The sequence below is a fragment of the Mycobacterium syngnathidarum genome (assembly GCF_001942625.1).
GTDB lineage: Bacteria > Actinomycetota > Actinomycetes > Mycobacteriales > Mycobacteriaceae > Mycobacterium > Mycobacterium syngnathidarum.
The window spans coordinates 515,217-539,725 of record NZ_MLCL01000089.1; the positions used below are offsets into that span (position 1 = coordinate 515,217).

A 24,509-nucleotide genomic window follows, 5' to 3' on the forward strand; every position below is an offset into this window, starting at 1 on the left:
GTCACAGCCCGACCCGGGGGAACAACATGATGTAGAGCTGGCTGATCGCCACGTTGACCACCATCAGCAACAGAATCGATTCGACCACCGCCGCGTTCACGGAGTTCGCGACGCCCGTCGGGCCACCCTTGGTGGACAATCCCTTCTGGCACGACACCACGGCCACGATGGCGCCGAAGATCACCGCCTTGACCAGAGCCACGATCATGTCGCCGGTGGTGGCGAACGAGGCGAAGGTTGCCACGAAGCTGCCGGGGGCGCCGTTCTGGAAGTAGACGTTGAACAGGAAGCTCGCCAGGAATCCCACGAAGCACACCACACCGGTGAGCGCGACGCCGATCATGATGGCGGCGACGAAGCGTGGCACCACCAACCGTTGGATCACCGAAACACCCATGACCTCCATGGCATCGGTTTCCTCACGCATGGTGCGCGAACCCAGGTCGGCGGTGATCGCCGATCCGACCGCGGCGGCCATGAGAACGGCTGCCACCAGCGATGCGGCTTGCCGGATCACGGCCAGGCCGCTGGCCGCCCCGGCCAGCGACGTCGCGCCGACCTGCCCGGCCAGCAAGGCGAACTGGATCGAGAGGGTGACACCGATCGGCAGGGCCACCAGCACGGTGGGCAGCACGGCCGTACCGGCCATGAAGGCGCCCTGGCGGATGAACTCCTGCCACTGGAAGCGTCCTGTCACCAGGTCGAAGAAGAGAATCTGGATGGTCCGGACTCCGAGGACGAACTGGTCGCCGACCGTGGTGAGTGACGCCAGAGGATGACGCCTGGCATAGCCGGTGGCCCAGTTCTCGATGGCGTCGATTCCCCGTTCCGCCTCGGTCCCCTCAGCCACACGCTCGGGCGGTGCCGTCATCCTCTCTCATTAAGCAGCAGAACGAACACAGTGCAATCCCTCCCCAGGCCGAGATATGGCCACCGCCGGCCGGATAACTCGCAGTGGTTGGCACCGTAACGTCGGCGCTCGTGCTCCGTCAATGTTTTGCCGAATTATCATTCACTTAGCGAGGTTGGCTCATCAATCTCCGGCAAATCAGTCGCCGTCCGCCGGCACGCCGCGCCCGTCACGCCGCCGCACGGTGGCGACGTTTTCACTTCGTGTATCACCTGTAAATGCAGCACATTCAGCCTCCAGGGGGCCGGCAGCCCCATTGACACCGGCGTAAGGGACACGCCCGACCGGTCAGGGATTCGCGCCCGCGGCACGAACTCACCACGGAATCAGTACCCGGGATGCACGTTAACTTTGCCAATCGTGCCGAACTCGTCGGAAAAGTTGCCACGATTTTGCCGACGGGCCGCACCGCGGTGCCTGGTGAGCTGTTGCGCCGAAGTCTACTGACTACGGCCGATGTCAGTCGAGTTTCGACCGATCTCGCAGCGGCGTCCGGCGTCGCCGCCGGCTTCCACAGGCCGCGTCGGCCGGCAACGGGCCCGAGGTGACCCAGTTCGACAACTTGGGCTCAGCAACGGCCTCGCGGCAATACTCTGATCGCCATGGCACCCGCGCAACGAGAACCCAACGTCGTCGTCCTCGGCGGAGGATCCTGGGGCACCACCGTCGCCTCGATCTGCGCTCGGCGCGGCCCCACCCTGCAATGGGTGCGGTCGGAGGAGACCGCCAAGGACATCAACGAGAACCACCGCAACTCGCGCTATCTGGGGAACGAAGTGGCACTCCCCGAAAGCCTCAAGGCCACAAACGATTTCAGCGAGGCCGCCAACTGCGCCGATGTGATCGTGATGGGCGTGCCGTCCCACGGCTTCCGCGGGGTGCTCACCGAGCTGGCCCGCGAGCTGCGACCATGGGTGCCGGTGGTGTCCCTGGTCAAGGGCCTGGAACAGGGCACCAACCGGCGGATGAGCGAGATCGTCGACGAGGTGCTGCCCGGGCATCCGGCCGGCATCCTGGCCGGACCCAATATCGCCCGCGAGGTCGCCGAAGGCTATGCCGCCGCGGCCGTGCTGGCCATGCCCGACCAACACCTCGCGGCCAATATCGCAACCTTGTTCCGCACCAGGCGGTTTCGCACCTACACCACCGACGACGTGATCGGCGTGGAGATGGCCGGGGCACTCAAGAACGTCTACGCCATCGCCGTCGGCATGGGCTATTCACTGGGAATCGGGGAGAACACCCGCGCCATGGTGATGGCCCGGGCGGTGCGAGAGATGGCCAAACTCGGCGAAGCGATGGGCGGGCACCGCGACACCTTCGCCGGCCTGGCCGGCATGGGAGACCTCATCGTCACCTGCACCAGCCAGCGCAGTCGTAACCGTCACGTCGGCGAGCAATTGGGCGCGGGCAAGAAGATCGACGAGATCATCGCGTCGATGAATCAGGTCGCCGAGGGCGTCAAGGCTGCGAGCGTGATCATGGAGTTCGCCGACAAATATGGGCTGAACATGCCCATCGCCCGCGAGGTCGACCGGGTGATCAACCACAGCAGCACGGTCGAAGACGCCTATCGCGGCTTGTTGGTGGAAAAGCCGGGCCACGAGGTGCACGGCTCCGGATTCTGAGCCCGTCGGGCCGACCTCAGCCGATCTGGAAGGTGGGCTTGAAGTCCGATTCCTGCTCACCGATGACGAAGCTGCCCGCCGGGCCGATCACGAAACCGGACTGGTTGCGGCCGTCGATGCACGACGTCGTCACCCCGTCGGTGCCGCAGCTGATCGTCTGATAGCTGATCCGCGAATTCGGCGGCAACGGCTTGGGATTGTCGACGACGGCGAACACCGGGGCCGGTGAGCTGGCGAACCCGGGAACCCCGGGCCCGCCGCTGACCAAATTGGCGCCGTTGGGCGCGGCCGGGATCGGGCCACTGCAGCCGTAACCGCCGCTGCGCTGCAGCACGCAGGTGATCCCCTCGGGGACGCTGAACGCGTACCAGTTGTTGTCCATCACCGCGTATTCAGAGGTCTTGACCGGTGGATACGCGTTGACATTGGGGAGGGCCGGAGCCGGTTCCGGCTCGGCGGCCGCCACCGGCGGCACACTCATCACCGCCGCCCCCGCGGCGCTCACCAGGCCAATCACCACTCTGCTCAGCACGTCGCCACACTAACCCGGGGCGTTGGTGTGGTCCACCGCTGCGGGGCGGGCTACTTACCCTGGCCGCAGGCGAGGTCGACGTAAACCGTGGTGTAGCGGACCCGCTCCTCGGTGTTGCCGCGCGGGGCGGCCTTGAGTTCGGTGATGTCGCGGCCAGGACGGACGGCCTTGACGTTGCAGTCGCTGATCGACCCGCTGCCGACCCGGGACAGGATGACGCGGTAGCCCTCGTCCTCCAATTGCTTGATCGTCTGCTGCGCCGACCCGGTGCCACCCGGCGCCGCCGCGGCCGGTCCGGCCACCGCCAGCGCACCTACGGCCAAACCGGTTCCGATCGCGGCGATGACACCATTCCTGACGGAGTTCCCCATTGAACTACCTGCCTTCCTTGCTGATTGATTTCAGCCTATGCACGTAATTCAGCCAGGTCCATCGACTCATGTTGAACGCATACAAATGGGCGCATATGAATAGCGCACATTGGAAACTCAGGCCGGATTCATATGTTTCGAGTACCCGCCGACCACGTCGGGGGCAGCCTCGCCTGCCAGCGGGATACGCACAGTAAACACTGTTTCACCAGGCTTCGAGGCCACCGCCACGGTCCCGTTGTGCGCCTCGACGATCGACGCCACGATGGCCAGACCCAGCCCGGTACTGCCCAATTCTCGCGACCGCGATTTATCGGCCCGCACAAATCTACCGAAAAGATTCGGCAACAATTCGGCATCAATTCCCGGCCCGTCGTCGGTAACCGTTAATTCCGCGAATTCATCACCTTTGGTGAGCGCAATTGCGACGGTCACTCCGGGCGGCGTATGTATGCGGGCATTCGTCAACAGATTGCTGACCACTTGGTGCAGCCGGGCCAGATCGCCGCGCACCCACAGCGGATCGTCGGGCAACTCGGCCACCCAGTGATGCTCGGGCGCACCCACCGCCACGTCGTTGACCGCGTCGACCACCAGATCGCTCAGGTCGATGTCGTCGGTCTCCAGGTCCTGCCCCTCACTCAACCGCGACAACAACAGCAGGTCACTGACCAGGCCCGTCATCCGTCGCGCTTCGGCTTCGATGCGGGCCAGCGCGTATTCGGTGGTCGGCGGCAGCGTTGCGCTGTCCTGCCGGGTCAGCTCGGCATATCCCTGGATCGCGGCCAGCGGGGTACGCAGCTCATGGCTGGCATCGGTGAGGAACTGCCGGGTGCGCCGGTCGGACTCGGCCAGCGCAGCCAGCGCGCTGTCGACGTTGGCCAGCAGCTGGTTGAGCGTTTCCCCTACCAGGCCGACCTCGGTGTCCGGATCGGTATCGGTGTCCCGCACCCGCGTCGTGATCCGATGATCGCCACCGTCCAACGGCAGTTTCGCCACCTTGGCCGCGGTCGCCGCCACCCGGCTCAACGGCCGCAGCGCGTAGCGGACCACCGCGACGGTGCCCAAGGCGGTGACGATCAGGGCGATGACGATCATCACCCCGACGGTCACCGTTTTGCGGGCGATCACCAGGTTCGCGCTGTCCAGCGACACCCCAGAAACCAGCACGTCACCGTTTTCCGCAGGCTGGCTGGCCAGCCGGTAGGAGCCCAGCACCGGAAGCTTCACCGTGCGGGGACGCTCGTCGGTCCAGCTGTACTGGTCGAGTGCCCGAGTCACCGCCGCCGGCGCCGGGTGCGGCTCACCGTCGGAGAACACCGCCGACTGCATCACCACACCGTCGTGCAGCACCGCGATCAGGTTGCCCGGAGCCTGCCCGACGAACGCCGTGAGCGCCTCGGCGTCTGCCGCGAGCTCGTGCTCGTCCCGACTCTCCCGCCATTTCTCGTGGGAATGACTGAAGGCGGCCAACGACCGCGACACCTCGGTATCGCTCATCGTCGTCACGTACGTGTGCAGGCTGTATATCGACAACGCGCCGACTGCGAACAGCACCACCGTGACGATCGCACTGACACCCAGCACCAATTTCCGGCGCAGCGAGCGCGGCCCCCAGCGTCTGGGCGGCATCAGCCGGTCACGACGCCGGCCGCAGCATGTATCCGACGCCGCGCACGGTGTGGATCATCGGCTCGCGGTCGGTGTCGACCTTCTTGCGCAGGTAGGAGATGTACAGGTCGACGATGCTCGACTTTCCACCGAACCCGTAATTCCACACCCGGTCGAGAATCTCGGCCCGGCTCAACGCCCGGCGCGGGTTGCGCATCAGGTAGCGCAACAACTCGAACTCGGTCACCGTGAGGTTGATCGGTTCACCGGCCCGGGTGACCTCCCGGCTGGCCCCGTCGAGCACCATGTCGCCGACCTTGAGGGTCTCGTCGGCCGGCGGTGTGGTGTGGCTCGACCTGCGCAGCAGCCCCCGCAGCCGGGCCACCAGCTCCTCGAGGCTGAACGGTTTGGTCATGTAGTCGTCGGCGCCCGCGGTCAGGCCGGAGACCCGATCCAACACAGAATCCCTGGCGGTCAGGAACAGCGTGGGCGTGTAGCCGTCGGCTTCCCGCACCCGTTGCAGAATCTGCAGGCCGTCGATGTCGGGCAGCATGATGTCGAGCACCACGACGTCGGGCTCGATCTCGTCGAACTTTGCTACCGCGTCGTGGCCGTTGTGCGCCACGTCGACTTCCCAGCCTTCGTAGTGCAGAGCCATCTTGACGAGGTTGGTCAGCGCCGGCTCGTCGTCAACCAGCAACACTCGGATTGCTGATCCGTCGGTGCGGTGAATCTTCGGCAACTGTCCGAGGATGGCCTGGCGGGGTTGCTGGGCGCGGGGGGAAACGGGCATCGTCGTCATGCCTCCATTGTGCGGAGTACACAGAGTGTTGTCACGGAGTTCATATGGACTTCTAAGGGAATGCCGTATCTATGAGTTTTCTATGATGCACGTCACGTTTCTGACCTGTGGTGATCCAGCTCAAATGTCTTGCGATACATACAGTTTCAAACGAGTAGATGAACAATTGGTGCTGCCCAATGCCATTTCCTGAATGATTCTCCCTGCACACCAGGGATATTCGCGGGGACGGACACTTCACCGAAACATTTGGGTTCCCTATGCGTGGTCGAATCTTCCTTGCGCCTGCTCACAGCGATAAATACTCTCGCCCACAGCAATTGGGTAATACCCAGCTACAGGTGAGCCATAAGTCGACTTGTGTCGCACTGCGCTCCAACACCTTTCGCAGTTGTTCCCCGACAACGGCGTCAATAACTTTGCGCGGGCCGCAACGAGGCGAGCCCGCGCATCACCGATTCCAGACGGAGGCGCGCCATGCAGCAAACCAACCAACTCGCAGAACGGGCGAGATCCGTTCTGCGATACGACCTACCGGCGTCACTGGTGGTGTTCCTGGTCGCCCTGCCCCTGTCACTGGGCATCGCCGTGGCCTCGGGGGCACCGGTACTGGCCGGCATCATCGCCGCCATCGTCGGCGGCATCATCGCAGGTGCCCTGGGCGGATCGCCCCTTCAGGTGAGCGGGCCCGCGGCCGGGCTGACCGTGATCGTCGCCGGCCTGATATCGCAGTTCGGCTGGGCGGTGACCTGCGCCATCACCGTGTGCGCGGGCGTGCTGCAGGTGTTGTTCGGGCTCAGCCGAGTGGCGCGCGCCGCGCTGGCCATCTCCCCCGTCGTCGTGCACGCGATGCTCGCCGGCATCGGCATCACCATCGCACTGCAGCAGATCCACGTGCTGCTGGGCGGCAGCTCCAACAGCTCGGCCTGGGCCAACGTCGTCGAACTGCCCGGTCAGCTGATCAACGCCCACGGGCACGGGGTCGTACTGGGTGCGCTGGTGATCGCCATCCTGGTGGCGTGGCGCTGGGCCCCCAAGGCCGTCAAGAAGGTGCCCGGTCCGCTGGTGGCCATCGTCGGCGTCACGGCCCTGTCCTTGCTGGCACCGTTCGGCGACGTCAGCCGCATCCAGATCAACGGCTCGCTGCTGGACGCGCTCGCCCTGCCCAGCCTGCCCGAGGGCAACTGGGGTGCATTTGCCACCGGCGTGCTCACCGTGGCCCTGATCGCCAGCGTCGAGAGCCTGCTGTCGGCGGTGTCTGTGGACCGCATGCACACCGGCCCGCGCACCAACTTCGACCGCGAGATGATCGGCCAGGGCACGGCCAACATGATTTCGGGCGCCATCGGCGGTCTCCCCGTCACCGGTGTGATCGTGCGCAGCTCCACCAACGTGGCTGCCGGGGCCCGCAGCCGAGCGGCGGCCATCATGCACGGAGTGTGGATCCTAGTGTTCGCCGTGCCGTTCGCCGGTCTGGCCCAGATGATCCCGACTGCCGCCCTGGCCGGTCTGCTCATCGTCATCGGTTGCCAGCTGGTCAAGCGCGCCCACATCGAAACCGCACGACGCACAGGCGATTTCGCGGTGTACGCGGTGACGGTGACCGGCGTGGTGTTCCTCAACCTGCTTGAAGGTGTGCTGATCGGCCTGGCCCTGGCGGTCGCCCTGACCGTCTGGCGGGTGGTGCGGACCAACATCGTCGCCGAACCCACCGGCGAGGACACCTGGCGCGTCGCCATAGAAGGCTCCTGCACGTTCCTGTCCCTGCCGACCCTCACCAGCGCGCTGGCGCGCGTGCCGTCCGGCACCACGGTGACAGTCGAGCTGTCGGTCGACTTCATCGACCACGCCGCCCACGAGACCATCGAAGAGTGGCAGCGCCAGCACGTGGCCACCGGTGGCACGGTCGACATCCACGACGTGGGTGCCGTCGAGATGGCCAGTGCCGTCGCCGGCCCGCCGATGCGTGGCTTCACGCCGTTCGACAAGCGCTCCGGCGTGGTTCCGTGGAGCTCCTGGCAGCGCGAGGAGTCGGCTTCGGTGCTGCACGGCCTGGCCGCCTACCACCGCCGTACCGCCCCGGTGCTGCGCCCGCACATGCAGGAGCTGGTTGATGCTCAGCGGCCCGAGACACTGTTCTTGACCTGCGCTGATTCGCGGGTGGTGCCCAACGTCATCACCAGCAGCGGGCCCGGCGACCTGTTCACGGTGCGCAACGTCGGCAACATGGTGCCCGCGGGCCAGGCCGACGCCTCCATCGAAGCGGCCATCGCGTTCGCGGTCGACAAGCTCGATGTCTCCTCGATCGTGGTGTGCGGACATTCCAGCTGCGGCGCGATGACCGCGATGCTGGGCAAGACCGACGTCGACGACAAACACCTGGAATCCTGGCTGGCGCACGGCGATACGTCGCTGGAGGCGTTCGATGAGGGTCGTCACCCGGTGGCGCTCTCGGCGGCCGAGGCCGGCTTCGGCACGGTGGATCAGCTGTCGATGGTCAACATCGCCGTGCAGGTGCAGACCCTGCAGGCGCACCCGGTGGCGCGGCGGGTCAACGTGATCGGCCTGTTCTACGACATCGCCAGCGCCGGCGTGCTGCGGGTGACGCCGACCCACGTCGAAACCCTGGCCGACGCCGCGTAAGGGCTCCCTCTCCCCGCCTGCCACGAGCGACCGTGGTTGTACGCCGACACTGTGATCCGCGTACTTCCCGGTCGCTCGTGGTGTCTCCACGCCCGGCTCGGGCCACACTCCCCAACAGGGCCTTCCGGCGTCTCTGGGTGGTATGTCCTTGGCAACTTCGTCAAAGTTCTCGACGATCCTGGCGGCACATTGAGCCGGAGAATCCGAGCAGTCCTCTCCGCAACTTGCGGTGCGAAGTGAACAGGTGCGACGAGAGGCCAGAGAAGGTCAGTAGTGGCCAGGGCCGCGGCCGGCCATGTCCTCCAGGCGACGGATCCGGTCGGCCATCGGCGGGTGGGTCGAGAACAGCTTGCCGATACGCTCGCCGGCGCGGAACGGGCTGGCGATCATCAGATGCGCCTGATCGGCCAACTGGGGCTGTGGAGGCAGCGGGGCCGCCTCCACACCACCGGAGATCTTGCGCAGTGCCGAGGCCAATGCCAGTGGATCACCGGTCAATTCGGCACCGGACTGGTCGGCCTGATATTCCCGCTGGCGGGATACCGCCATCCGCACCACGGTGGCCGCTATCGGTCCGAGCAGTGAAACCAGGAGCAGGGCAAGAGGATTCGATCCTTCACGGTTACCACCGAACATTCCGGCGAACATGGCCATGTTGGCCAGAGCGGTGATCACCGATGCCATCGCGCCGGCCACACACGAGATCAGGATGTCGCGGTTGTAGACGTGTGAGAGCTCATGCCCGAGAACCGCACGCAACTCACGCTCGTTGAGGAGCTGCAGAATGCCGGTGGTACAGCACACCGCGGCATTGCGTGGATTGCGGCCGGTGGCGAACGCATTCGGGTTCGCGGTGTCGGAGATGTACAGCCGTGGCATCGGCTGATGGGCCGTGGTGGCCAACTCCCGCACGATCCGATAGATCTCCGGCGCCTGCACCTCGGTGATCGGCTGGGCATGCATCGCACGCAGCGCCATCTTGTCGCTGTTGAAATACACGTAGGCGTTCATGCCCACGGCGAACAGGACCGCCAGGTACATCACGTTGCGGCCGAACAGCGAACCGACGAAGACGATCAACGCCGACATCCCGACCAGCAGGAAGAATGTCTTGATCCGGTTCGCGTGCGGGTTCCACGTCATCGCAGTTTCCTCCTAGGCAACTACTCGGCAACCATCGCTGATTAAACGCTCAGTTACCGTCCGTGGTTCCAGAACAGCCGTGACGGTTCACCGTCGAAAATCAGCCGTGGCGGTTCACCGTGTAGTCCACGAGGGCGGCCAACGCGTCACGACCGGGCCCGGCCGGCAGGCCCGCAAGCTCGGCGCGGGCCTGTGCCGCGTACTCGGCGACCGTCTCCTTGGCGCGTGCCATGCCGGCCGATTGCCGCAGCAACGCCAGTGCCTCGGCAACGTCCTCGTCACGCTCGACCGGGCCGGCCAGCAACTCCCGCAACCGATCGGAACCCGGGCCGGACTCGCGCAGCGCATACAGCACCGGCAGGGTGTGCACACCCTCGCGCAGGTCAGTGCCCGGCACCTTGCCCGATTCATCGGGATCGCTGTCGATGTCGATGATGTCGTCGGAGATCTGGAACGCGGTGCCCACGATCCCGCCCAGCCGGTGCAGCCGGTCGACCTGGTCGGCGTCGGCACCGGAGAATGTCGCCCCGAACCGTCCGGAGGCGGCGATCAGGCACGCGGTCTTCTCGTAGACCACCTTGAGGTAGTGGTCGACGGAGTCGACATGCTCGGCCGCGCCGCGAGTCTCGCGCATCTGTCCGGTCACCAGCTGCGCGAATGTGTCGGCAATCACACGCACCGCGTCCGGTCCGAGCAGCGAAACCAGCCGCGACGCCGTGGCGAACAAGTAGTCGCCGGCCAGGATGGCGATGTTGTTGCCCCACCGGGCGTTGGCGCTGGCCGCCCCCCGCCGCATCTGGGCCTCATCCATCACGTCGTCGTGGTACAGCGTGGCCAGGTGCACCAGCTCGATGACCGCGCCGGCGATCGTGACCTCCGGATCGCCGGGCCGGGGGCCCAGCGACGCCGAGAGCACGGTGAACAACGGACGGAACCGTTTTCCGCCGGCCTGGAACAGATGCTGGACGGCCTCGGCCATGAGCTCATCGGCTTTGCCCAGCTCGTCAGACATCAGTTGTTCGATCCTGGCGACGCTGTCCCGGACTTCGACGGCGAACGCCGCGTCCCCGAAATCAACGCCTGCCACCACAGTCGCTGGTGTCCTCATTCGTCCAACATACTGGGGGACATGGATGCACCGGCGGGCAGGAGCGCAGCGACCCGGGGATATACACAGGCAGACGTGGTCGTGGTGGGCGCCGGACCGGCCGGGTCGGCGGCCGCCGCGTGGGCGGCCCGAGCCGGTCGCGACGTGCTGGTCATCGATGCGGCGCAGTTCCCGAGGGACAAGTCCTGCGGCGACGGGCTGACACCGCGGGCGGTCGCCGAGCTGGAACGACTCGGCATGGGGCCCTGGCTCGACACCCGGATCCGGCACCACGGCCTGCGGATGTCGGGATTCGGTGCCGACGTCGAGGTGCGGTGGCCCGGGCCGTCGTTCCCGTCAACCGGAAGCGCGGTACCGCGCACCGAACTCGACGACCGCATCCGCTCGGTCGCCGCCGACGACGGCGCGAAGATGCGACTCGGCGCCAAAGTGGTTGGGGTGAGCCATGACTCGCGCGGTCACGTCGAGTCCGTGCAGCTCGACGACGGCGCCACCATCGGCTGCACGCACCTGATCGTGGCCGACGGGGCCCGCTCCCCCCTGGGCCGCATGCTCGGTCGTACGTGGCACAAGGAGACCGTGTACGGCACCGCCATCCGGGGCTACCTCACCACCCCGCGCGCCGACGAGCCGTGGATCACCTCGCATCTGGAGCTGCGCTCCCCCGAAGGCCAGGTGCTGCCCGGCTACGGCTGGATCTTCCCGCTGGGCAACGGTGAGGTGAACATCGGGGTGGGCGCCCTGGCGACGGCGAAACGGCCCGCCCACGCGGCCCTGCGGCCACTGCTGTCCTACTACACCCAGTTGCGCCGCGAGGAATGGGGATTCTCCGGGGAGCCGAGGGCCGCGCTGTCGGCGCTGCTGCCGATGGGCGGCGCGGTGTCCGGGGTGGCCGGACCCAACTGGATGCTGGTCGGCGACGCGGCGGCATGCATCAACCCGCTCAACGGCGAGGGCATCGACTACGGGCTGGAAACCGGCAGGCTGGCCGCCGAAATGCTGGGGTCCGACGACTGTTCACAGGCCTGGCCCGCGCTGCTGCAGGACCATTACGCCCAGGGCTTCTCCATCGCCCGGCGGTTGGCGCTGCTGCTCACCCTGCCCCGGTTCCTGCCGGCCTCCGGCCCGCTCGCGGTGCGCTCGTCGTTCCTGATGAACATCGCCGTGCGAGTGATGGGCAATCTGGTCACCGAAGAGGACAACGACTGGGTGGCCAGAGTCTGGCGCGGCGCGGGGCTGGCATCGCGGCGATTGGATCAGCGCAAACCGTTCAGCTGATCCGTCTATTCGCGGTTGAGCATCCAGATCCGGGTGGACAGCGCCGTCGCAAAGGCACACCACAGCGGATATGGCGTCAGGATGGCGCCGGGGGCACCTTGGGCCTGTACCGCGCGACGGGTCAGATCCGCGCTGCTGGCCGTCAGCGCCGCGGCCGTGAGCGCTGCGGCGCCGAGTCGGCGACGGGAGAAGAACACCCACGACCACGCGGCGTTGACGACGAGGTTCGCGCCCAGCGCCGCCGTGTAAGCGCGAGCCTGGTCGGCCTGGCCGTCGGCGCGCAACCGGTCGATGGTGCGGGCCGACACCACCGCAATGCCGGCGTACAGGATCGGCCAGACGATCGGAAACGCTTGTCGCGGAGGCTGAAAGGACGGCTTTCGCAGCCGCTCGTACCACGTGGACTGGGCGGGGCGGCTGGCCAGCCCGCCGACGAACGCAGTGGTCAATGCCGCAGAGGCCGTCTTGGCCAGGGTGATCGGTCGCATAGGTGACTACTTACCCGGATCGGGTGGTCGGCACACGTCGCCGCCCGTCGCTTTCTACGACGTGGCTGCGCCTCACGCCTGGGAACAACCCGGAGGCAGAAAGCGGCGCGCCGGGACGCCAGCGGAGCGCGAGCTCAGCGGTACTCGCACAGGTAGGCCGTCTCGGTCTCCACGCGCACCTGGAACTTGCTGTCGGCGGGCACGGTGAATTGCGTTCCGGCGGCGAAGGTTTCCCACTGCTGGCTGCCGGGCAGCTTGACGGTCAGCGCACCCGAGACCACCCGCATGATCTCGAGCTGGGAGGTGCCGAACTCGTACTCACCCACGGCCATGACGCCCACGGTCGCGTCTCCCTCCGGCGTGGTGAAGCCGATCGAGGCGACATCGCCACCGAAGTACTCGTTGACCCTGAACATGCGGCTCCTTGAACTCGTGTGAGCGGCCAGGATACCGGTGTCCGACACCATCGCCGCGGGCTACACCACGTACTTGAGCACCCCGAGCATCGCATTCTCGTCGGCAGGAGCACCGGCGCACCGCTGCAGCTCGGCAAGCAACGCCGACGTGTCCATGCCGGTGCCGATCAGCACCAACTCGGTACCGGCCTGGCGACGCTTCTCGAAGCGCAGCGAACTGCCGACCAGCTGCACCAGGAATCGCTGCGACCCGAAGTCGACGAAACCCTTGGCGCGGTAAAGCCCCTCGGGCCGATCCCGCAGAAACTCCAGGAACAGGCGGGGGTTCACCACGTCATCGGTGCGGAACTCGACGCTCTGATACTCGGGATGGTCGTGATCATGCTCGTCGCGCAACAGCTCGTCGAAGGACAGCTGGGCTTGCGGCGCCCGCTCCGGGGGATCGATCAGCAGCCCCGGGTCGATGCGGGCAAAATCGGTGGGCAGCACCGGAACCCGAGGGTTGAGTTCGCGGATCCGTGTGTGCACGCCGTCGATGTCGGGGCACGCGGAGGCCTTGTTGAGTACCACGAGATCGGCGACCGGCAACCCGTGGCGGAGGTCGGGTTGCAGGCCGTCGAGGACCAGGACCAGGCCGGCGTAATGGAAGCGGGGATCGTCAGCGGTGATGATGGTGCGGGCCAGGGCGCCCGGTTCGGCCACTCCGCTGGCCTCCACCACGATCAGATCCAGCCGGGGTTTGACGGCTGCGAGCTTGCCCAGCATCTCGCTGACTTCGTCGTCGTCGACCGCGCAGCAGATGCACCCGTTGGTCAGCGACGCCATCGCATCGACCTGACCGGCCACCAGCATGGCGTCGATGTTGACCGCGCCGAAGTCGTTCACCAGTGCACCGATGCGGACACCGCGGCCGTTGCGCAGCAGGTGGTTGAGCAGCGTGGTCTTCCCGGCGCCGAGATGACCGGCGACCGCCAGCACAGGTACCGATGTCACCGGGCCATCGTAGGGTTGCGAACTGTTCGGTGTGGTGTGAGTAAATGTGATCGACTGTCAGTTTCATTGGGTGTGAAGTTGTCTGAGTGGGCGCGCGAATGGTGTGCGTCCGCAGACGGCGTGCCGGTGGTTTCGTGAGGACCGGATGCCGGTGCCGGTTCGCCGCTTGGAGTCGGGGACGATCCGGGTCGATGCGCCAGAGTCTGGGGAGGCTGGTTGCGCAGTCGTCTATGCGCGGGTGTCCTCACATGTTCAACGGCAGGATCTGGACCGGCAGGTTGCACGGTTGGCGGACTGGGCTACCGCGAATGGCCATGTGGTCGGCGAGGTGGTGTGTGAGGTGGGGTCGGGCCTGAACGGCAAGCGGCCGAGGTTGCGCAGGATTTTGTCGGACCCGTCTGCTTCGGTGGTGGTCGTGGAGCATCGGGACCGGTTGGCGCGCTTGGGGGTGGAGCACCTCGAAGCCGCGTTGTCCGCCCAGGGTCGCAGGATCATCGTCACCGATCAGGGCGAGACTGTCGATGATCTGGTGCGTGACATGATCGAGGTGCTGACCTTGATGTGTGCGCCCCTGTACGGCCGCCGCGGTGCGCGCAACCGGGCGATGGGCGCGGTGACCGCCACCAAACAGGCCGAGGTGGTTGCTGGTGGCTAGGTTCGAGATCCCCCAGGGGTGGACGGCGCAGGCGTATCGGTTCGCGTTGGATCCAACCCCCACACAATTGCGCGGGTTGGTGTCTCATGCTGGTGCAGCACGTTTCGCGCACAATCACATGTTGGCGTTGGTGAAGGCCGTGCTGGCTCAACGAGACGCTGAACGCAGCTACGGCATCGACGAGGCCGAGTTGACGCCGGGGTTGGGGTGGTCGTTGCCGGCGCTGCGCAAGGCCTGGAATCAATGCAAGGCCTCATGCGCGCCGTGGTGGGCCGAGAACTCGAAGGAGGCCTACAACACCGGCCTGGATGGGTTGGCCCGCGGACTCGATGCGTGGTCGAAGGCCCGTACCGGTGAGCGCAAGGGCCGCGCCGTCGGGTTCCCCCGGTTCAAGACCTCCCGGGCACCACGCTCGGTGCGGTTCACCACCGGGGTGATCCGGATCGAGGCCGACCGCCGCCACGTCAGGTTGCCGCGGCTGGGTGCGGTCCGGACCCATGAATCGACCCGCAAGCTGGCCCGTCGTGTTGAGGCGGGGTCGGCGCGGATCTTGTCGGTCACCGTGCGCTGCGACTCTGCCGGGCGCTGGTACTGCGCTCTGCAGGTGATTGTGGAGGCCAAGACGCGGCCGGCGCATGCACGGCGGTCGGCCCATGCGGTGGTGGGTGTCGATGTCGGGGTGAAGGCCGACAGTCTGCTGGTCATCGCGACCCCGGACGGGGTTGAAGTCGATCGTATCGCTGCGCCGAAGTCGCTGAGCGCCGCGCAATCTCGGTTGCGGGCGCTGCAGCGCCGAGCGGCCCGCCAGCACGGCCCGTATGACCCTGCTACCAAGACCAAGCAGGTCCCGTCGAAGCGGTGGCGGCGCACCCAGGATCGGATCGGCCGCACCCACGCCCACGTCGCGGCGGTGCGCCGTGACGTGCTGCACAAGGCCACCACCGCCCTGGCCCAGTCCCACGATGTGGTGGTGGTCGAAACCTTGAACGCGGCAGGCTTGCGGGCCAAGGGAGGCGCCCGCAAGCGGGGTTTGAATCGCGCCTTGGCTGATGCTGCTCTGGCCGAGATCCGGCGCATGCTGAGCTACAAAAGTCGTTGGTACGGCAGCACTCTGGTGGCTGCTGACCGGTTCTATCCGTCGTCGAAGACATGCACGGCCTGTGGGAGGCGAAAGCCAAACCTCACCCTGGCCGACCGGATCTTCGAGTGTGACGGCTGTGGTATCCGGATCGATCGTGATCTGGGTGCTGCGATCAATCTCGCCCGACTCGGCGTACCCACACCAGCTGTGGGTGAACAGGGTCCCGCCGGGAGTGGCCCGGCGGCAGGACGTGGAGCCACGCGTGAGACCGACCCCGCGCCAGCGGGCAACGCAGCCGGCGATGAAACGTCAACCCCGCACCACCGGTCGGTGGATCAGACGGGGACCGCCTCACCGCAAGGCGAGGCTGCCTGATGAACAAGCGAACTCACATTCGCACACCAAACGGCAACGGTTATCGGGAACTGTTTTCAGTAAGCAGGTCAGGTCGGCCAGCGGGCGTCGACGATGTCGAGCGCGTGGGGTAGCCGGGCCCGGTAGCGCGCCTTGTCGGCGGCCTTGAACGGGCCCCACCACGGGGCCTGGAACAGCTCGACGATCTTGACCTTGGGGCCGTTGTAGCCCGAGGCCAACAGCACCCCGTTGGCCGCATAGCGTCCGCCCTCGTTGGCGCCCTCCATCGTCGTGACGTTCTGGTCGGTCTTGATCCACTCGCCGGCCAGGAAGAGGTTGTCGATCCCGGTCGTCGCTTCCGGTCGACGCGCCCATGAGCCCGGGTCCTGGATGAACAGCGGCTCGTCGTTGCGCACATTGGGCGTGCCCGAGTCGATGATCGACGGATCCAGGAACCACGAGTGCAGCATGGCGTCGGTCAGCACCGTGCCGGTGTCGTTGAGATGAGCCTTGATCTGCGTCCAGGCCTCGGCCGCGATCTGCGGGGGCGTGCACTCCCGGGCGCTGCGGCCGTTGAAATTCCCCGGGGTGCTCCAGTCCGAGAGGATCGCCGACAGGCAGTCCCTGACGGTTCCGTCGCCGTAGGAGGTCAGTGGCCGTTTCCAGAACTGGGCCTCGCTGATGGAGGTGATGCCCCAGCCCGAGTCGACATAGTTGACGTGGCCCTTGGTGACGTCGACGCGTTCCCGCAGAAAGAACATCAGACCGTTCATCCACTCGGTGCGTAGCGCGGCCACCGAGGCCAGCTTCGGGTCGGCGGCGATGACGTCCGGGGTGAGCACCGCCGCGAGTTTCTCGCACGGCACCGCCGAGATGTACCAGTCGGCCACCACCGGTTGGGCCACCCCGTTGGCGTCCACGACCGTCGCCGACGCGATGTGGCGGCCATTGGGGGTCAGCCGGGCCAGCGCCTGCCCGACCCGGAACGTCACGCCCATCGACTGCAGATGGGTCACCCACGGGTCGAGCCACTGCAGGCTCGTGGGTCCGTTGAGCACCCGGTCGAATCCCTTGTTGTCGATGTCGTTGCCCAACAGCAGGATCGACCACACCGAGGCCTCCCCGACCAGACCGATCGAATGTGCGCTGGCGTCTTTGGATTTCGAGGCGGCCAGGTTGCGAATGATGCCGTCGGCCAGGTAGCGGTTGTACTCCTTCGACTTCTTGTCGGCACCGATGTACTTCTCCCACGTCATGTTGTCCCACTGGCCGAGCTTGCGTTCGTCGCAGCTGGTCACGTAGACCGCGAGCTTCTGTGCGGCATACACCGCCTCCAGCGGGGGCAGCCGGAACAACGTCTGGAACACCGCGGCCACCGACTCGGTGAAAGCCTTCGGGGTGATCGGATTGGGCAGCGTCGGAATCGGAAATGGCAGCGGGATGGTCAGATCCGCCCGTCCCAGCCCGGAATGCAGGTACGACGTGGCCCGGGTCAGGTTCTGCCAGACCCCGAACGTGTTGCCGGCAAAAGGGATGCGCCGCATGGTGTCGGTGACGTTGCGATAGAACCCCGGGAAGAACCGGAAGCCGTGCTCGGCCGGCAGCGGACTGCCCGTCGGGCTCGGTGCGGGTATCGACCGCGCCTTGCCGCCCAACGCTTTCCGTTCGAACACCGTGACGCGGTATCCGCGTTCGGCCAATTCGTGCGCGGCGGTCAGTCCGGCCACCCCGGCACCGAATATCGCGACGGCGGCCCCTGGGGCCGATCGCGCGGTCCCCGGTGTGCTCAGCGCCGCTGCGGCAACGCCCGCCGTGGCCGTGCCGGCCAAGAACGAGCGCCGCGAGATGTGACGTTCCCCAATTCCACCCGACATACCGATACCACCTCAGCTCGGCAACCTAGTGGGCGCTAAGTTAATCCCGGTTCTGCGTCGTCCCCCACCCGACACGCCGAGTTGCACCTTTCCAAAACAATGCGATCGAAGGGTCACAAACCTGGTTACAGAATCGTTCTGGACCTCCACTGACATCAACACACCGCTCGAGAATAGTCATTCACTTAATTGTTGCGGCGGCGTCATCAAATGTGACATGCTCCACAGGCGACCGGGGGGTCGAAACGGTGCTTCAGCACAGCCGGTGTCACCGGCCGGCCCCGCGCATGCCACAACACGCGCGGAAGGAACTCGATGACCTACGAGCTACCAGCGTCCAAGGGCCCCGTACGGGACGTCCTGGTCCAGGGCGGCTACGTGCTCGGCTTCTCGGTGCAGGCGCTCGTCAGCGTCGTCACCGCGCTGATCCGCCGACGCCTGGTACTCGACGAGGTTGTCACCCAGACCCTGTTCATCGGCCGGGTATGCACCGGGCCGGCCCTGCTGCTGATGATGCCGATCGGCGTGTTCATCGCGGTGTCGGTCGGTGAGCTGGCCGGCCGCATCGGCGCCGGCGGCTACTCGGGCGCGGTGGTGGCATTCATCATCGTCGGCCAGGCCGCGGCCCTGGTCTGCGCCTTGATGATGGCCGGTGTCGCGGGCTCGGCGATCTGCACCGACCTGGGATCGCGCACCATCCGCGAGGAGATCGACGCGATGGAAGTCATGGGCCTGGATGTGATCGAACGCCTGGTCGCACCTCGACTGGTCGCCGCCGTCATCGTGGCGCTGGCCCTGTGCTCCATCGTCACCTTCGGCGGTGTGATGGCCTGCTACCTGTACCACATCAGCGTCCAGCACCTGCCCGCCGGAACGTTCCTGGCCACCTTCAGCCAGTACGGTCAGGTGTCGGATTTCGTTATGGCACTGATCAAGTCGGCGGTGTTCGGGCTGACCGCCACCCTGGTCGCCACCTTCAAGGGCCTGCACGCCAAGGGCGGGGCCGGCGGCGTGGCCAACGCCGTGAACGAGGCCGTGGTGCTGGCCTTCGCCCTGGTCTTCATCCTCAACACCACCATGTCGGCGCTGTACACCGTGGTGGTTCCGGCCGTGGGCAGTTACCGATGACCGCGATCGCCACCAGCACTGCCCTGCACCGGATCTCGCGGCCCGCGGCGGCCGGTTTCGATGCGCTCGCGGTCGCCGGGCAGCACGTCACGTTCTACGCCAAGGTGCTCGGCTCGCTGCCGTACGCCCTGGTGCGCTACCGCAAGCACACCCTCAACCAGATCGGTGAGGTCACCTTCGGCACCAGCTCACTGCTGTCCGGCGGCGGCACCATCGGCATCGTGTTCGCCATGTCGCTGGCCGCGGCCATGATGCTGGGCGTCGAAACCCAGCGCGGCCTGGACCTGGTCGGGATGAACACGCTCTCGGGCATGCTCGCTGCGATCGCCAACACCCGCGAACTGGCGCCCGTCGTGGTGGCAATCGCCTTGGCCGCCAAGGTCGGAACCGGATTCACCGCCCAGATCGGGGCCATGCGGATCTCCGACGAGATCGACGCGATCGACGCCATGGCGCTGCGCTCGGTGCCCTACCTGGTCGGCACCCGCGTGCTGGCCTCGGTGGTATGCGTCATCCCGATCTACATGATCGGGCTGCTCGCCAGCTACCTGTCCACCCGCACCGTGGTGGTGGTCTTCAACGGCGCCTCCCCAGGTACTTACGACTACTTCTTCCACCTGGCCCTCGGCCCGCAGGACCTGCTCTACTCCGGGATCAAGGCGATCGTGTTCGCGATCGTGGTGGCGCTGGTTCACTGCACCTACGGCTACTTCGCCTCGGGCGGGCCGGCCGGGGTGGGGCAGGCCGCAGGACGCGCACTGCGCACCGCGATCCTCGCGGTCGGCATCCTCGACGTGCTGCTCACCTTCGCGCTGTGGGGCCTGGTCCCCGAGATCCCCGGGATGGGAATGTGAACGGGCTCAGGCGGTCCAGACGCCGCAGGCCTTCGGAACCCAGCCGGGCGAAACTGGCGCTGCGCGGCCTGGCCGCATCCCTGGTGGCCATGGCAGTGGCGGCGGTCCTGGTGGCGCGGGCGTCGGGCCACCTGGAACGCAGCGCCGACGTGTTCGTCGGGGTTCCGGTGTCGGCCGGGCTGATCACCGGCGGGTCCCCGGTCCGCTATCACGGCGTCAACGTCGGGCGCATCGCCGACATCGAATCGGGCACCCACACGTCACGGGTCCGGTTGGCGATCGAACCCGGCAGCCTCGGCGTCATCCCGTCCTCGGCCGTCGCCCGCATCGTGCCCCGCACCTTCTTCGGCGACATCTACCTGCAACTCGTCGACCCCCAGGGCGACCGGTCGACAACGGGGCTCAAGCCCGGCGACACCGTGGCCATCGATGACAGCCCCGACGCGATGGCGCTCTACGACGTGTTCACCAAGATCGTCGAACTGTTCTCGCAGATCAAACCCGAGCGCATGCAGACCGCCCTCACCGCGATCAGCCAGTCACTGCGCAACCGCGGCACCGAGTTGGGCACCACGATCGACAACCTGAGCGCCAGCGCTCAGGTGCTGACCCCCTCGCTCGTCCGATTCCTCGACACCACACCGCAATTCCGGGACGTGATGGCCTCCCTGAACACCGCCACACCCGACATCATCTCGACGCTGTCCGCGGCGACATCGGTGTCGAATCGGATGGTCGACGACCAGCGGAGGTTCACCGCGGCACTGGACGGGTTCGCCCGGTTCTCCTCGGTACTCACCTCCTTCCTGTCCGATCACCGCGAACAGTTGATCACCGTGGTCGACGCGGCAGGCAAGATCATGGCGACCACCGCCGCCCAGCCGCTGGGGCTCGTCGACACCCTGGCCGGCGCCCAGTCGTTCGGCGAAGCCGGCGCCAAAGTGTTCGCGACGGGCAAATTCAACATCACCGCCGTGGCGACCTTCGCCGGGCCGATGCCCTACTCGATGCAGGACTGCCCGGTCTACGGCACCGCCCAAGGTGCGCGCTGCGCCGAATCCGCACCGACGGGCGGCGTTCCCGATCAGCCCGAGGACGTGCTGGCCCGCCCGGCCGCCGACCTGCCGGTCACGCCGTTCACCCCGCCCGCGCCGCACATGCCGACCCACTCGTTCCTGCCGCCGGGTCCCGGACTGCCGCAGTCCGCGCCGATGCCGACCGAACCGCTTCCCGCAGAGGCGGTTCCAGGGGCCGCGCCGGCCTCCGCCGTCGTCGACGCCGAGGGCCAGGCCCACGCGCTGGCGGTGCTGCAGGACGAACTGGCTCCCCCGGCCGGCGCCCCCTCGACCCAACCGAACATCGCCACGGTGCTCATGCTGGGCCCGCTGGTGCGCGGTACGGAAGTGCAGGTCTCATGAACCGCAACGGTCGGTGGCAGTCATGGGCCAAGCTGGGCGCCTTCGGCACAGCCGGGATGCTCAGCGCGGTGTTGGTGATGAACACCCTGTCGGTGCCGGTGCGCGGTAGCACGGTCACCTACCAGGCCCAGTTCACCAGCGTCGAAGGCCTCAACGTCGGAAACCCGGTGACGATGAACGGCATTCGGATCGGTCGGGTGGATTCGATCCGGTTCGCCCCGAACGCCGACGGCACCAGCCGAGCTGACGTCGACATCGAGGTCAACTCCGATTTCACCCTGACCGGCAACGTCACCGCGGCCGTGCGCTACGGCGACATGCTCGGTGCCCGCTACGTGGCGCTGTCCGACCCGGGCGGGGCCATCATGGACGTCTCCACCGACGAACCACCGGCCAGGCTGGCCGCCGGCGGGGTCATCCCGCTGGCCCAGACTTCTCCGGCGGTGGACCTGACCGCGCTGCTCAACGGGTTCAAGCCGCTGTTCGACGCGCTGGCGCCCGAGCAGGTCAACACCTTGACCCGAGGGTTCGTCGAGACGTTCAGCGGCCAGGCGCAGACCTTGACGACGCTGCTCACCCAGATCGCTGCCATGACATCGAGTTTGAGCAACAACGCCGGGATATTCACCCAGCTGATCGACAACATGGCGACCCTGATGGGCACCATGAACGCCCGCCAGCCGCAGCTGGAACAGATGCTGCACGGGCTCAACCGGCTCAGCGCCGCGGTGGCCTCCGGTGACCGGCAGTTCGAGACGCTCATCGACCAGGGCGATGCCGTGCTGGCCACCCTGGCCAACACGGTCAACAACTCCAGCGCCGCCTACGGAGACACCATCACCAGTCTCAATGCCATGCTGCAGACCTGGCAGCCCAACACCGAGCAGTTCACCACGCTGCTGGCCCGGTTGCCGGAGTTCGGCGACGCGATCAACCGCACCTCCAGCTACGGCGGGTTCGTCAGCCTGTACCTGTGCAACTTCACCCTCAAGATCCGCAGCCACGAAGCCAACATCTTCGGCAACAGACATTCCGAGGTGTGCTTGTAGATGATGTTCCTCGTCAAGCTGATCGACCTCTTCGTCGGCGCGGTGATCTTCCTCTTCGTCAAGGATCAGCGCAAACACAACCCGTCAATCCCGTTGGCGCTGGGCATGATCGGCACCGTAACGCTGGTGGCGATCATGGTCGTCTCGATCGGGATCCCGCGCGCCGTGTACCACGTGCGCACTAACGCCTATGTCGCCGAACTGGCCAACGCCAGCGGACTGACCGGCGGTGACCCCGTCTACGTGGCCGGGGTGCCGGCCGGGCGGGTCGAGGATGTGGCCCTGGCCGTGGACCGGGTCCGCGTCGGCTTCCGCCTGGACAAGGCGCAGGCACTGGGCAACCGCACCACGGTGACGGTGCGGCTGAGGACCGTGCTGGGCAAGCGATTTCTCGACGTGATGCCCGCCGGGGCGCCAAACAGCACAGCCAACGGGGTCGATCCCCGTATTATCCCGTTGTCGCGCACCACCGTTCTTTACAGCCTGGACGAAGTCGGGCGCAAGGCCGCCGACACCGCCGAACACGTCGATCAGCAACCGTTGACCGCGATGATGAACACCCTGGCCGAAACCATGCCGGGCAACAGCGCCGAACTCGGCCAGGCCCTGGCCGGGATCAGCGCCGCCAGTTCGGCCTTCGCCGAGAACGGCGACAAGATCGACGAGATCCTGCGGATCAGCCGACAAATGGCCGAAATGCTGTCGCACCAGACGGATTCACTGGCCGACACCGCCGCCAACGCGCAGTACATCGTGTCCTCGCTGGCCGCCCGCCGCCAGGCGCTGACCGACATCGTCACCAACCTCACCGCGATCATGCGGCAGTTGGCCGCGATCTATACCGACAAGCAGGCCGATTTCAGCAGTTTGATCGCCGGCCTCACCGCGGTCACCGGAACCTTGAAAGCCAACGTGGACAAGATCGACCAGACCTTGCAGCAGATGCCCCCGGCGATCCGTGCCGTCACCAACGCCACCGGCAACGGCAATTGGGCAGACGTCAATTCACCGTCCGTGGTGATGCCCGACAACCTGTTGTGCTTCCTCAACGTCCAGCGGGAGTGCCGATGAAGCGGCGGACTACCTTGGCGCTCGTCGTCGTCCTGTGTGTCGCCGCCGGCGGCTGGTATGTCTTCGGCCGCACCGACCGGGCCCGAACCGTGCACGCCGACTTCGGCTACATCAACGGCATATACCCGGGCAGCAAGGTCACCGTCCTCGGCGTGCCGGTCGGTCGGGTGACCGCGGTGACACCGCAGGGCACCACGGTGCGGGTCACCATGACCCTGCCCGACGACGTCGCGTTGCCCGCAGATCCAGACGCCTACGTGGTGAGCCCGGCGCTGATCAGCGACCGCAGTGTGGAACTCGGCCCCGCCTACAGCGGATCGGGGCCCACCCTGGCCGACGGGCACGTCATTCCCGCCGACCACAGCCACTCCCCGATCACCTTCGACAGCATGCTGGGCAGCCTGAGCACACTGACCTCGGCGATCGGCCCGCAGCAGGGTGACATCGGCGCGGTGCTGGTCCGCGGTGCCGACCAATGGCGCGATCAGGGCAAGCTGTTCAACTCCGCGATGCGCAACCTCAGCGCCGCCAGCGGCGTGCTGGGTGCCCGAGCCGAGGACATCGGTGCGGTGGTGGACAACCTCAGCACGTTGATGGCCGCATTCGATCAACGGCAGGTGTCGCTGAACCAGATGGTCACCGAACTCGGCCAGGTCGGCGACAGCTGGGCCGACACCGGCGTCGACATCGCCCAGCCCATGGCCGATCTCAAGGTGGTGCTCGATCAGGTCGACACCTTCGTCGCCCAGCACGGCGACGACCTGGGCACCATCGCGGCCAACCTCAACGCCGTCGGAGATGTGCTGACCGCCAAGCAGCCTCAACTGGCCGAGTTCATGGACCTGGTGCCGCTGATGATGCAGAACCTGTCCAACACCATCGGCCCCGACCGTCGCGGCCGGATCCGGCTGAACGTGTCCACGGTGCTCACCCAATTCGCCGCCGCCCAGAACTTCTGCGACCGCAATATGTTGCCGATGTGCGTGGGTGCCGGGATCACCAATCCGATCTCGTATCCGATCAGCCGCTCGGACCCGCTCGGCATCGTATCGGCCGTGACCGGCAACGCTCCGGCACCGAACCCGAAATACCCGAGGTGAAC

General features: G+C 66.6%; 21 protein-coding genes and 1 pseudogene. 11 read left to right on the plus strand and 11 right to left on the minus strand.

The features are described 5' to 3' along the window. Position 1: 1 nt before the first annotated feature. A complete protein-coding gene (locus BKG60_RS28365; RefSeq protein WP_070187069.1) occupies positions 2-871 on the minus strand; it encodes an MlaE family ABC transporter permease in 870 nt (289 codons plus the stop codon). 641 nt (positions 872-1,512) lie between these two features. Here BKG60_RS28365 and BKG60_RS28370 point away from each other — a divergent pair. After that, positions 1,513-2,538 (plus strand): NAD(P)H-dependent glycerol-3-phosphate dehydrogenase, encoded by a 1,026-nt coding sequence (locus tag BKG60_RS28370; RefSeq protein ID WP_070187068.1) that lies wholly within the window; start codon positions 1,513-1,515, stop codon positions 2,536-2,538. A gap of 16 nt (positions 2,539-2,554) precedes the next feature. Here BKG60_RS28370 and BKG60_RS28375 read toward each other — a convergent pair whose 3' ends face one another. From BKG60_RS28375 to BKG60_RS28390, 4 genes are all read right to left on the minus strand, one after another. Next, a complete protein-coding gene (locus BKG60_RS28375; RefSeq protein WP_070187067.1) occupies positions 2,555-3,070 on the minus strand; it encodes a hypothetical protein in 516 nt (171 codons plus the stop codon). Positions 3,071-3,120: 50 nt separating this feature from the next. Beyond that, positions 3,121-3,441 carry a hypothetical protein gene (locus BKG60_RS28380; protein WP_075910247.1) on the minus strand — a complete coding sequence of 107 codons (321 nt, stop codon included), beginning with the start codon at positions 3,439-3,441 and terminating at the stop codon, positions 3,121-3,123. Positions 3,442-3,558: 117 nt separating this feature from the next. Then, positions 3,559-5,073 carry a sensor histidine kinase gene (locus BKG60_RS28385; RefSeq protein WP_075910248.1) on the minus strand — a complete coding sequence of 505 codons (1,515 nt, stop codon included), beginning with the start codon at positions 5,071-5,073 and terminating at the stop codon, positions 3,559-3,561. Between the two features lie 7 nt (positions 5,074-5,080). Beyond that, positions 5,081-5,854 (minus strand): response regulator transcription factor, encoded by a 774-nt coding sequence (locus BKG60_RS28390; protein WP_075910249.1) that lies wholly within the window; start codon positions 5,852-5,854, stop codon positions 5,081-5,083. 477 nt (positions 5,855-6,331) lie between these two features. Between BKG60_RS28390 and BKG60_RS28395 the strand changes: the two genes are divergently transcribed. After that, positions 6,332-8,497 (plus strand): SulP family inorganic anion transporter, encoded by a 2,166-nt coding sequence (locus tag BKG60_RS28395; protein ID WP_083650365.1) that lies wholly within the window; start codon positions 6,332-6,334, stop codon positions 8,495-8,497. A 267-nt stretch (positions 8,498-8,764) separates the two neighbouring features. Here BKG60_RS28395 and htpX read toward each other — a convergent pair whose 3' ends face one another. Further along, the gene (htpX, locus tag BKG60_RS28400; RefSeq protein WP_070187062.1) at positions 8,765-9,640 is read right to left on the minus strand and encodes a zinc metalloprotease HtpX; all 876 of its coding nucleotides are present in this window, start codon (positions 9,638-9,640) and stop codon (positions 8,765-8,767) included. A gap of 100 nt (positions 9,641-9,740) precedes the next feature. After that, positions 9,741-10,748 (minus strand): nonaprenyl/(2E,6E)-farnesyl/geranylgeranyl diphosphat synthase, encoded by a 1,008-nt coding sequence (gene grcC1 / locus BKG60_RS28405; protein WP_207553904.1) that lies wholly within the window; start codon positions 10,746-10,748, stop codon positions 9,741-9,743. A gap of 21 nt (positions 10,749-10,769) precedes the next feature. Here grcC1 and menJ point away from each other — a divergent pair, with 21 nt between their 5' ends. After that, on the plus strand, positions 10,770-12,026 hold the full coding sequence (menJ, locus tag BKG60_RS28410) for a menaquinone reductase (protein ID WP_075910251.1): 1,257 nt from the start codon (positions 10,770-10,772) through the stop codon (positions 12,024-12,026). Between the two features lie 5 nt (positions 12,027-12,031). Here menJ and BKG60_RS28415 read toward each other — a convergent pair whose 3' ends face one another. The 3 genes from BKG60_RS28415 to BKG60_RS28425 all read right to left on the minus strand — a co-directional run bounded on the left by BKG60_RS28415 (position 12,032) and on the right by BKG60_RS28425 (position 13,923). Beyond that, positions 12,032-12,514 (minus strand): TspO/MBR family protein, encoded by a 483-nt coding sequence (locus tag BKG60_RS28415; protein ID WP_070946788.1) that lies wholly within the window; start codon positions 12,512-12,514, stop codon positions 12,032-12,034. 134 nt (positions 12,515-12,648) lie between these two features. Beyond that, complete coding sequence (gene ppnP / locus BKG60_RS28420) at positions 12,649-12,930, minus strand: pyrimidine/purine nucleoside phosphorylase (protein ID WP_075910252.1); 282 nt, start codon at positions 12,928-12,930, stop codon at positions 12,649-12,651. Between the two features lie 60 nt (positions 12,931-12,990). Then, a complete protein-coding gene (locus tag BKG60_RS28425; RefSeq protein ID WP_075910253.1) occupies positions 12,991-13,923 on the minus strand; it encodes a CobW family GTP-binding protein in 933 nt (310 codons plus the stop codon). 72 nt (positions 13,924-13,995) lie between these two features. Here BKG60_RS28425 and BKG60_RS28430 point away from each other — a divergent pair. Then, a pseudogene (locus BKG60_RS28430) lies at positions 13,996-14,578 on the plus strand (IS607 family transposase). Continuing rightward, a complete protein-coding gene (gene tnpB / locus BKG60_RS28435; RefSeq protein WP_075910255.1) occupies positions 14,571-16,034 on the plus strand; it encodes an IS607 family element RNA-guided endonuclease TnpB in 1,464 nt (487 codons plus the stop codon). The pseudogene BKG60_RS28430 and the gene tnpB overlap by 8 nt, the downstream one beginning before the upstream one ends. Before the next feature lie 68 nt (positions 16,035-16,102). Here the strand turns inward: tnpB and BKG60_RS28440 are convergent, their stop codons facing one another. Continuing rightward, a complete protein-coding gene (locus BKG60_RS28440) occupies positions 16,103-17,887 on the minus strand; it encodes a hydroxysqualene dehydroxylase (protein WP_075910256.1) in 1,785 nt (594 codons plus the stop codon). Between the two features lie 315 nt (positions 17,888-18,202). Between BKG60_RS28440 and BKG60_RS28445 the strand changes: the two genes are divergently transcribed. Genes BKG60_RS28445 through BKG60_RS28470 form a run of 6 tightly spaced genes read left to right on the plus strand, consistent with a single transcriptional unit; the run spans position 18,203 to position 24,507 of the window. Continuing rightward, entirely contained in the window at positions 18,203-19,015 is an 813-nt protein-coding gene (locus BKG60_RS28445) for an MlaE family ABC transporter permease (protein WP_036389232.1), read from the plus strand. Beyond that, positions 19,012-19,869: an MlaE family ABC transporter permease gene (locus tag BKG60_RS28450; RefSeq protein ID WP_070187053.1), complete on the plus strand. Its 858-nt coding sequence runs from the start codon at positions 19,012-19,014 to the stop codon at positions 19,867-19,869. The genes BKG60_RS28445 and BKG60_RS28450 overlap by 4 nt, the downstream gene beginning before the upstream one ends. Next, positions 19,866-21,287 (plus strand): MCE family protein, encoded by a 1,422-nt coding sequence (locus BKG60_RS28455; protein WP_131827538.1) that lies wholly within the window; start codon positions 19,866-19,868, stop codon positions 21,285-21,287. Before BKG60_RS28450 ends, BKG60_RS28455 begins: the two co-directional genes overlap by 4 nt. Continuing rightward, complete coding sequence (locus BKG60_RS28460; protein ID WP_075910257.1) at positions 21,284-22,336, plus strand: MCE family protein; 1,053 nt, start codon at positions 21,284-21,286, stop codon at positions 22,334-22,336. Before BKG60_RS28455 ends, BKG60_RS28460 begins: the two co-directional genes overlap by 4 nt. Beyond that, positions 22,337-23,407, plus strand: coding sequence for an MCE family protein (locus BKG60_RS28465; protein ID WP_308193027.1), 1,071 nt, complete (start codon positions 22,337-22,339; stop codon positions 23,405-23,407). Then, positions 23,404-24,507, plus strand: coding sequence for an MCE family protein (locus tag BKG60_RS28470; RefSeq protein WP_075910306.1), 1,104 nt, complete (start codon positions 23,404-23,406; stop codon positions 24,505-24,507). Before BKG60_RS28465 ends, BKG60_RS28470 begins: the two co-directional genes overlap by 4 nt. The last annotated feature ends 2 nt before the right edge of the window (positions 24,508-24,509 follow it).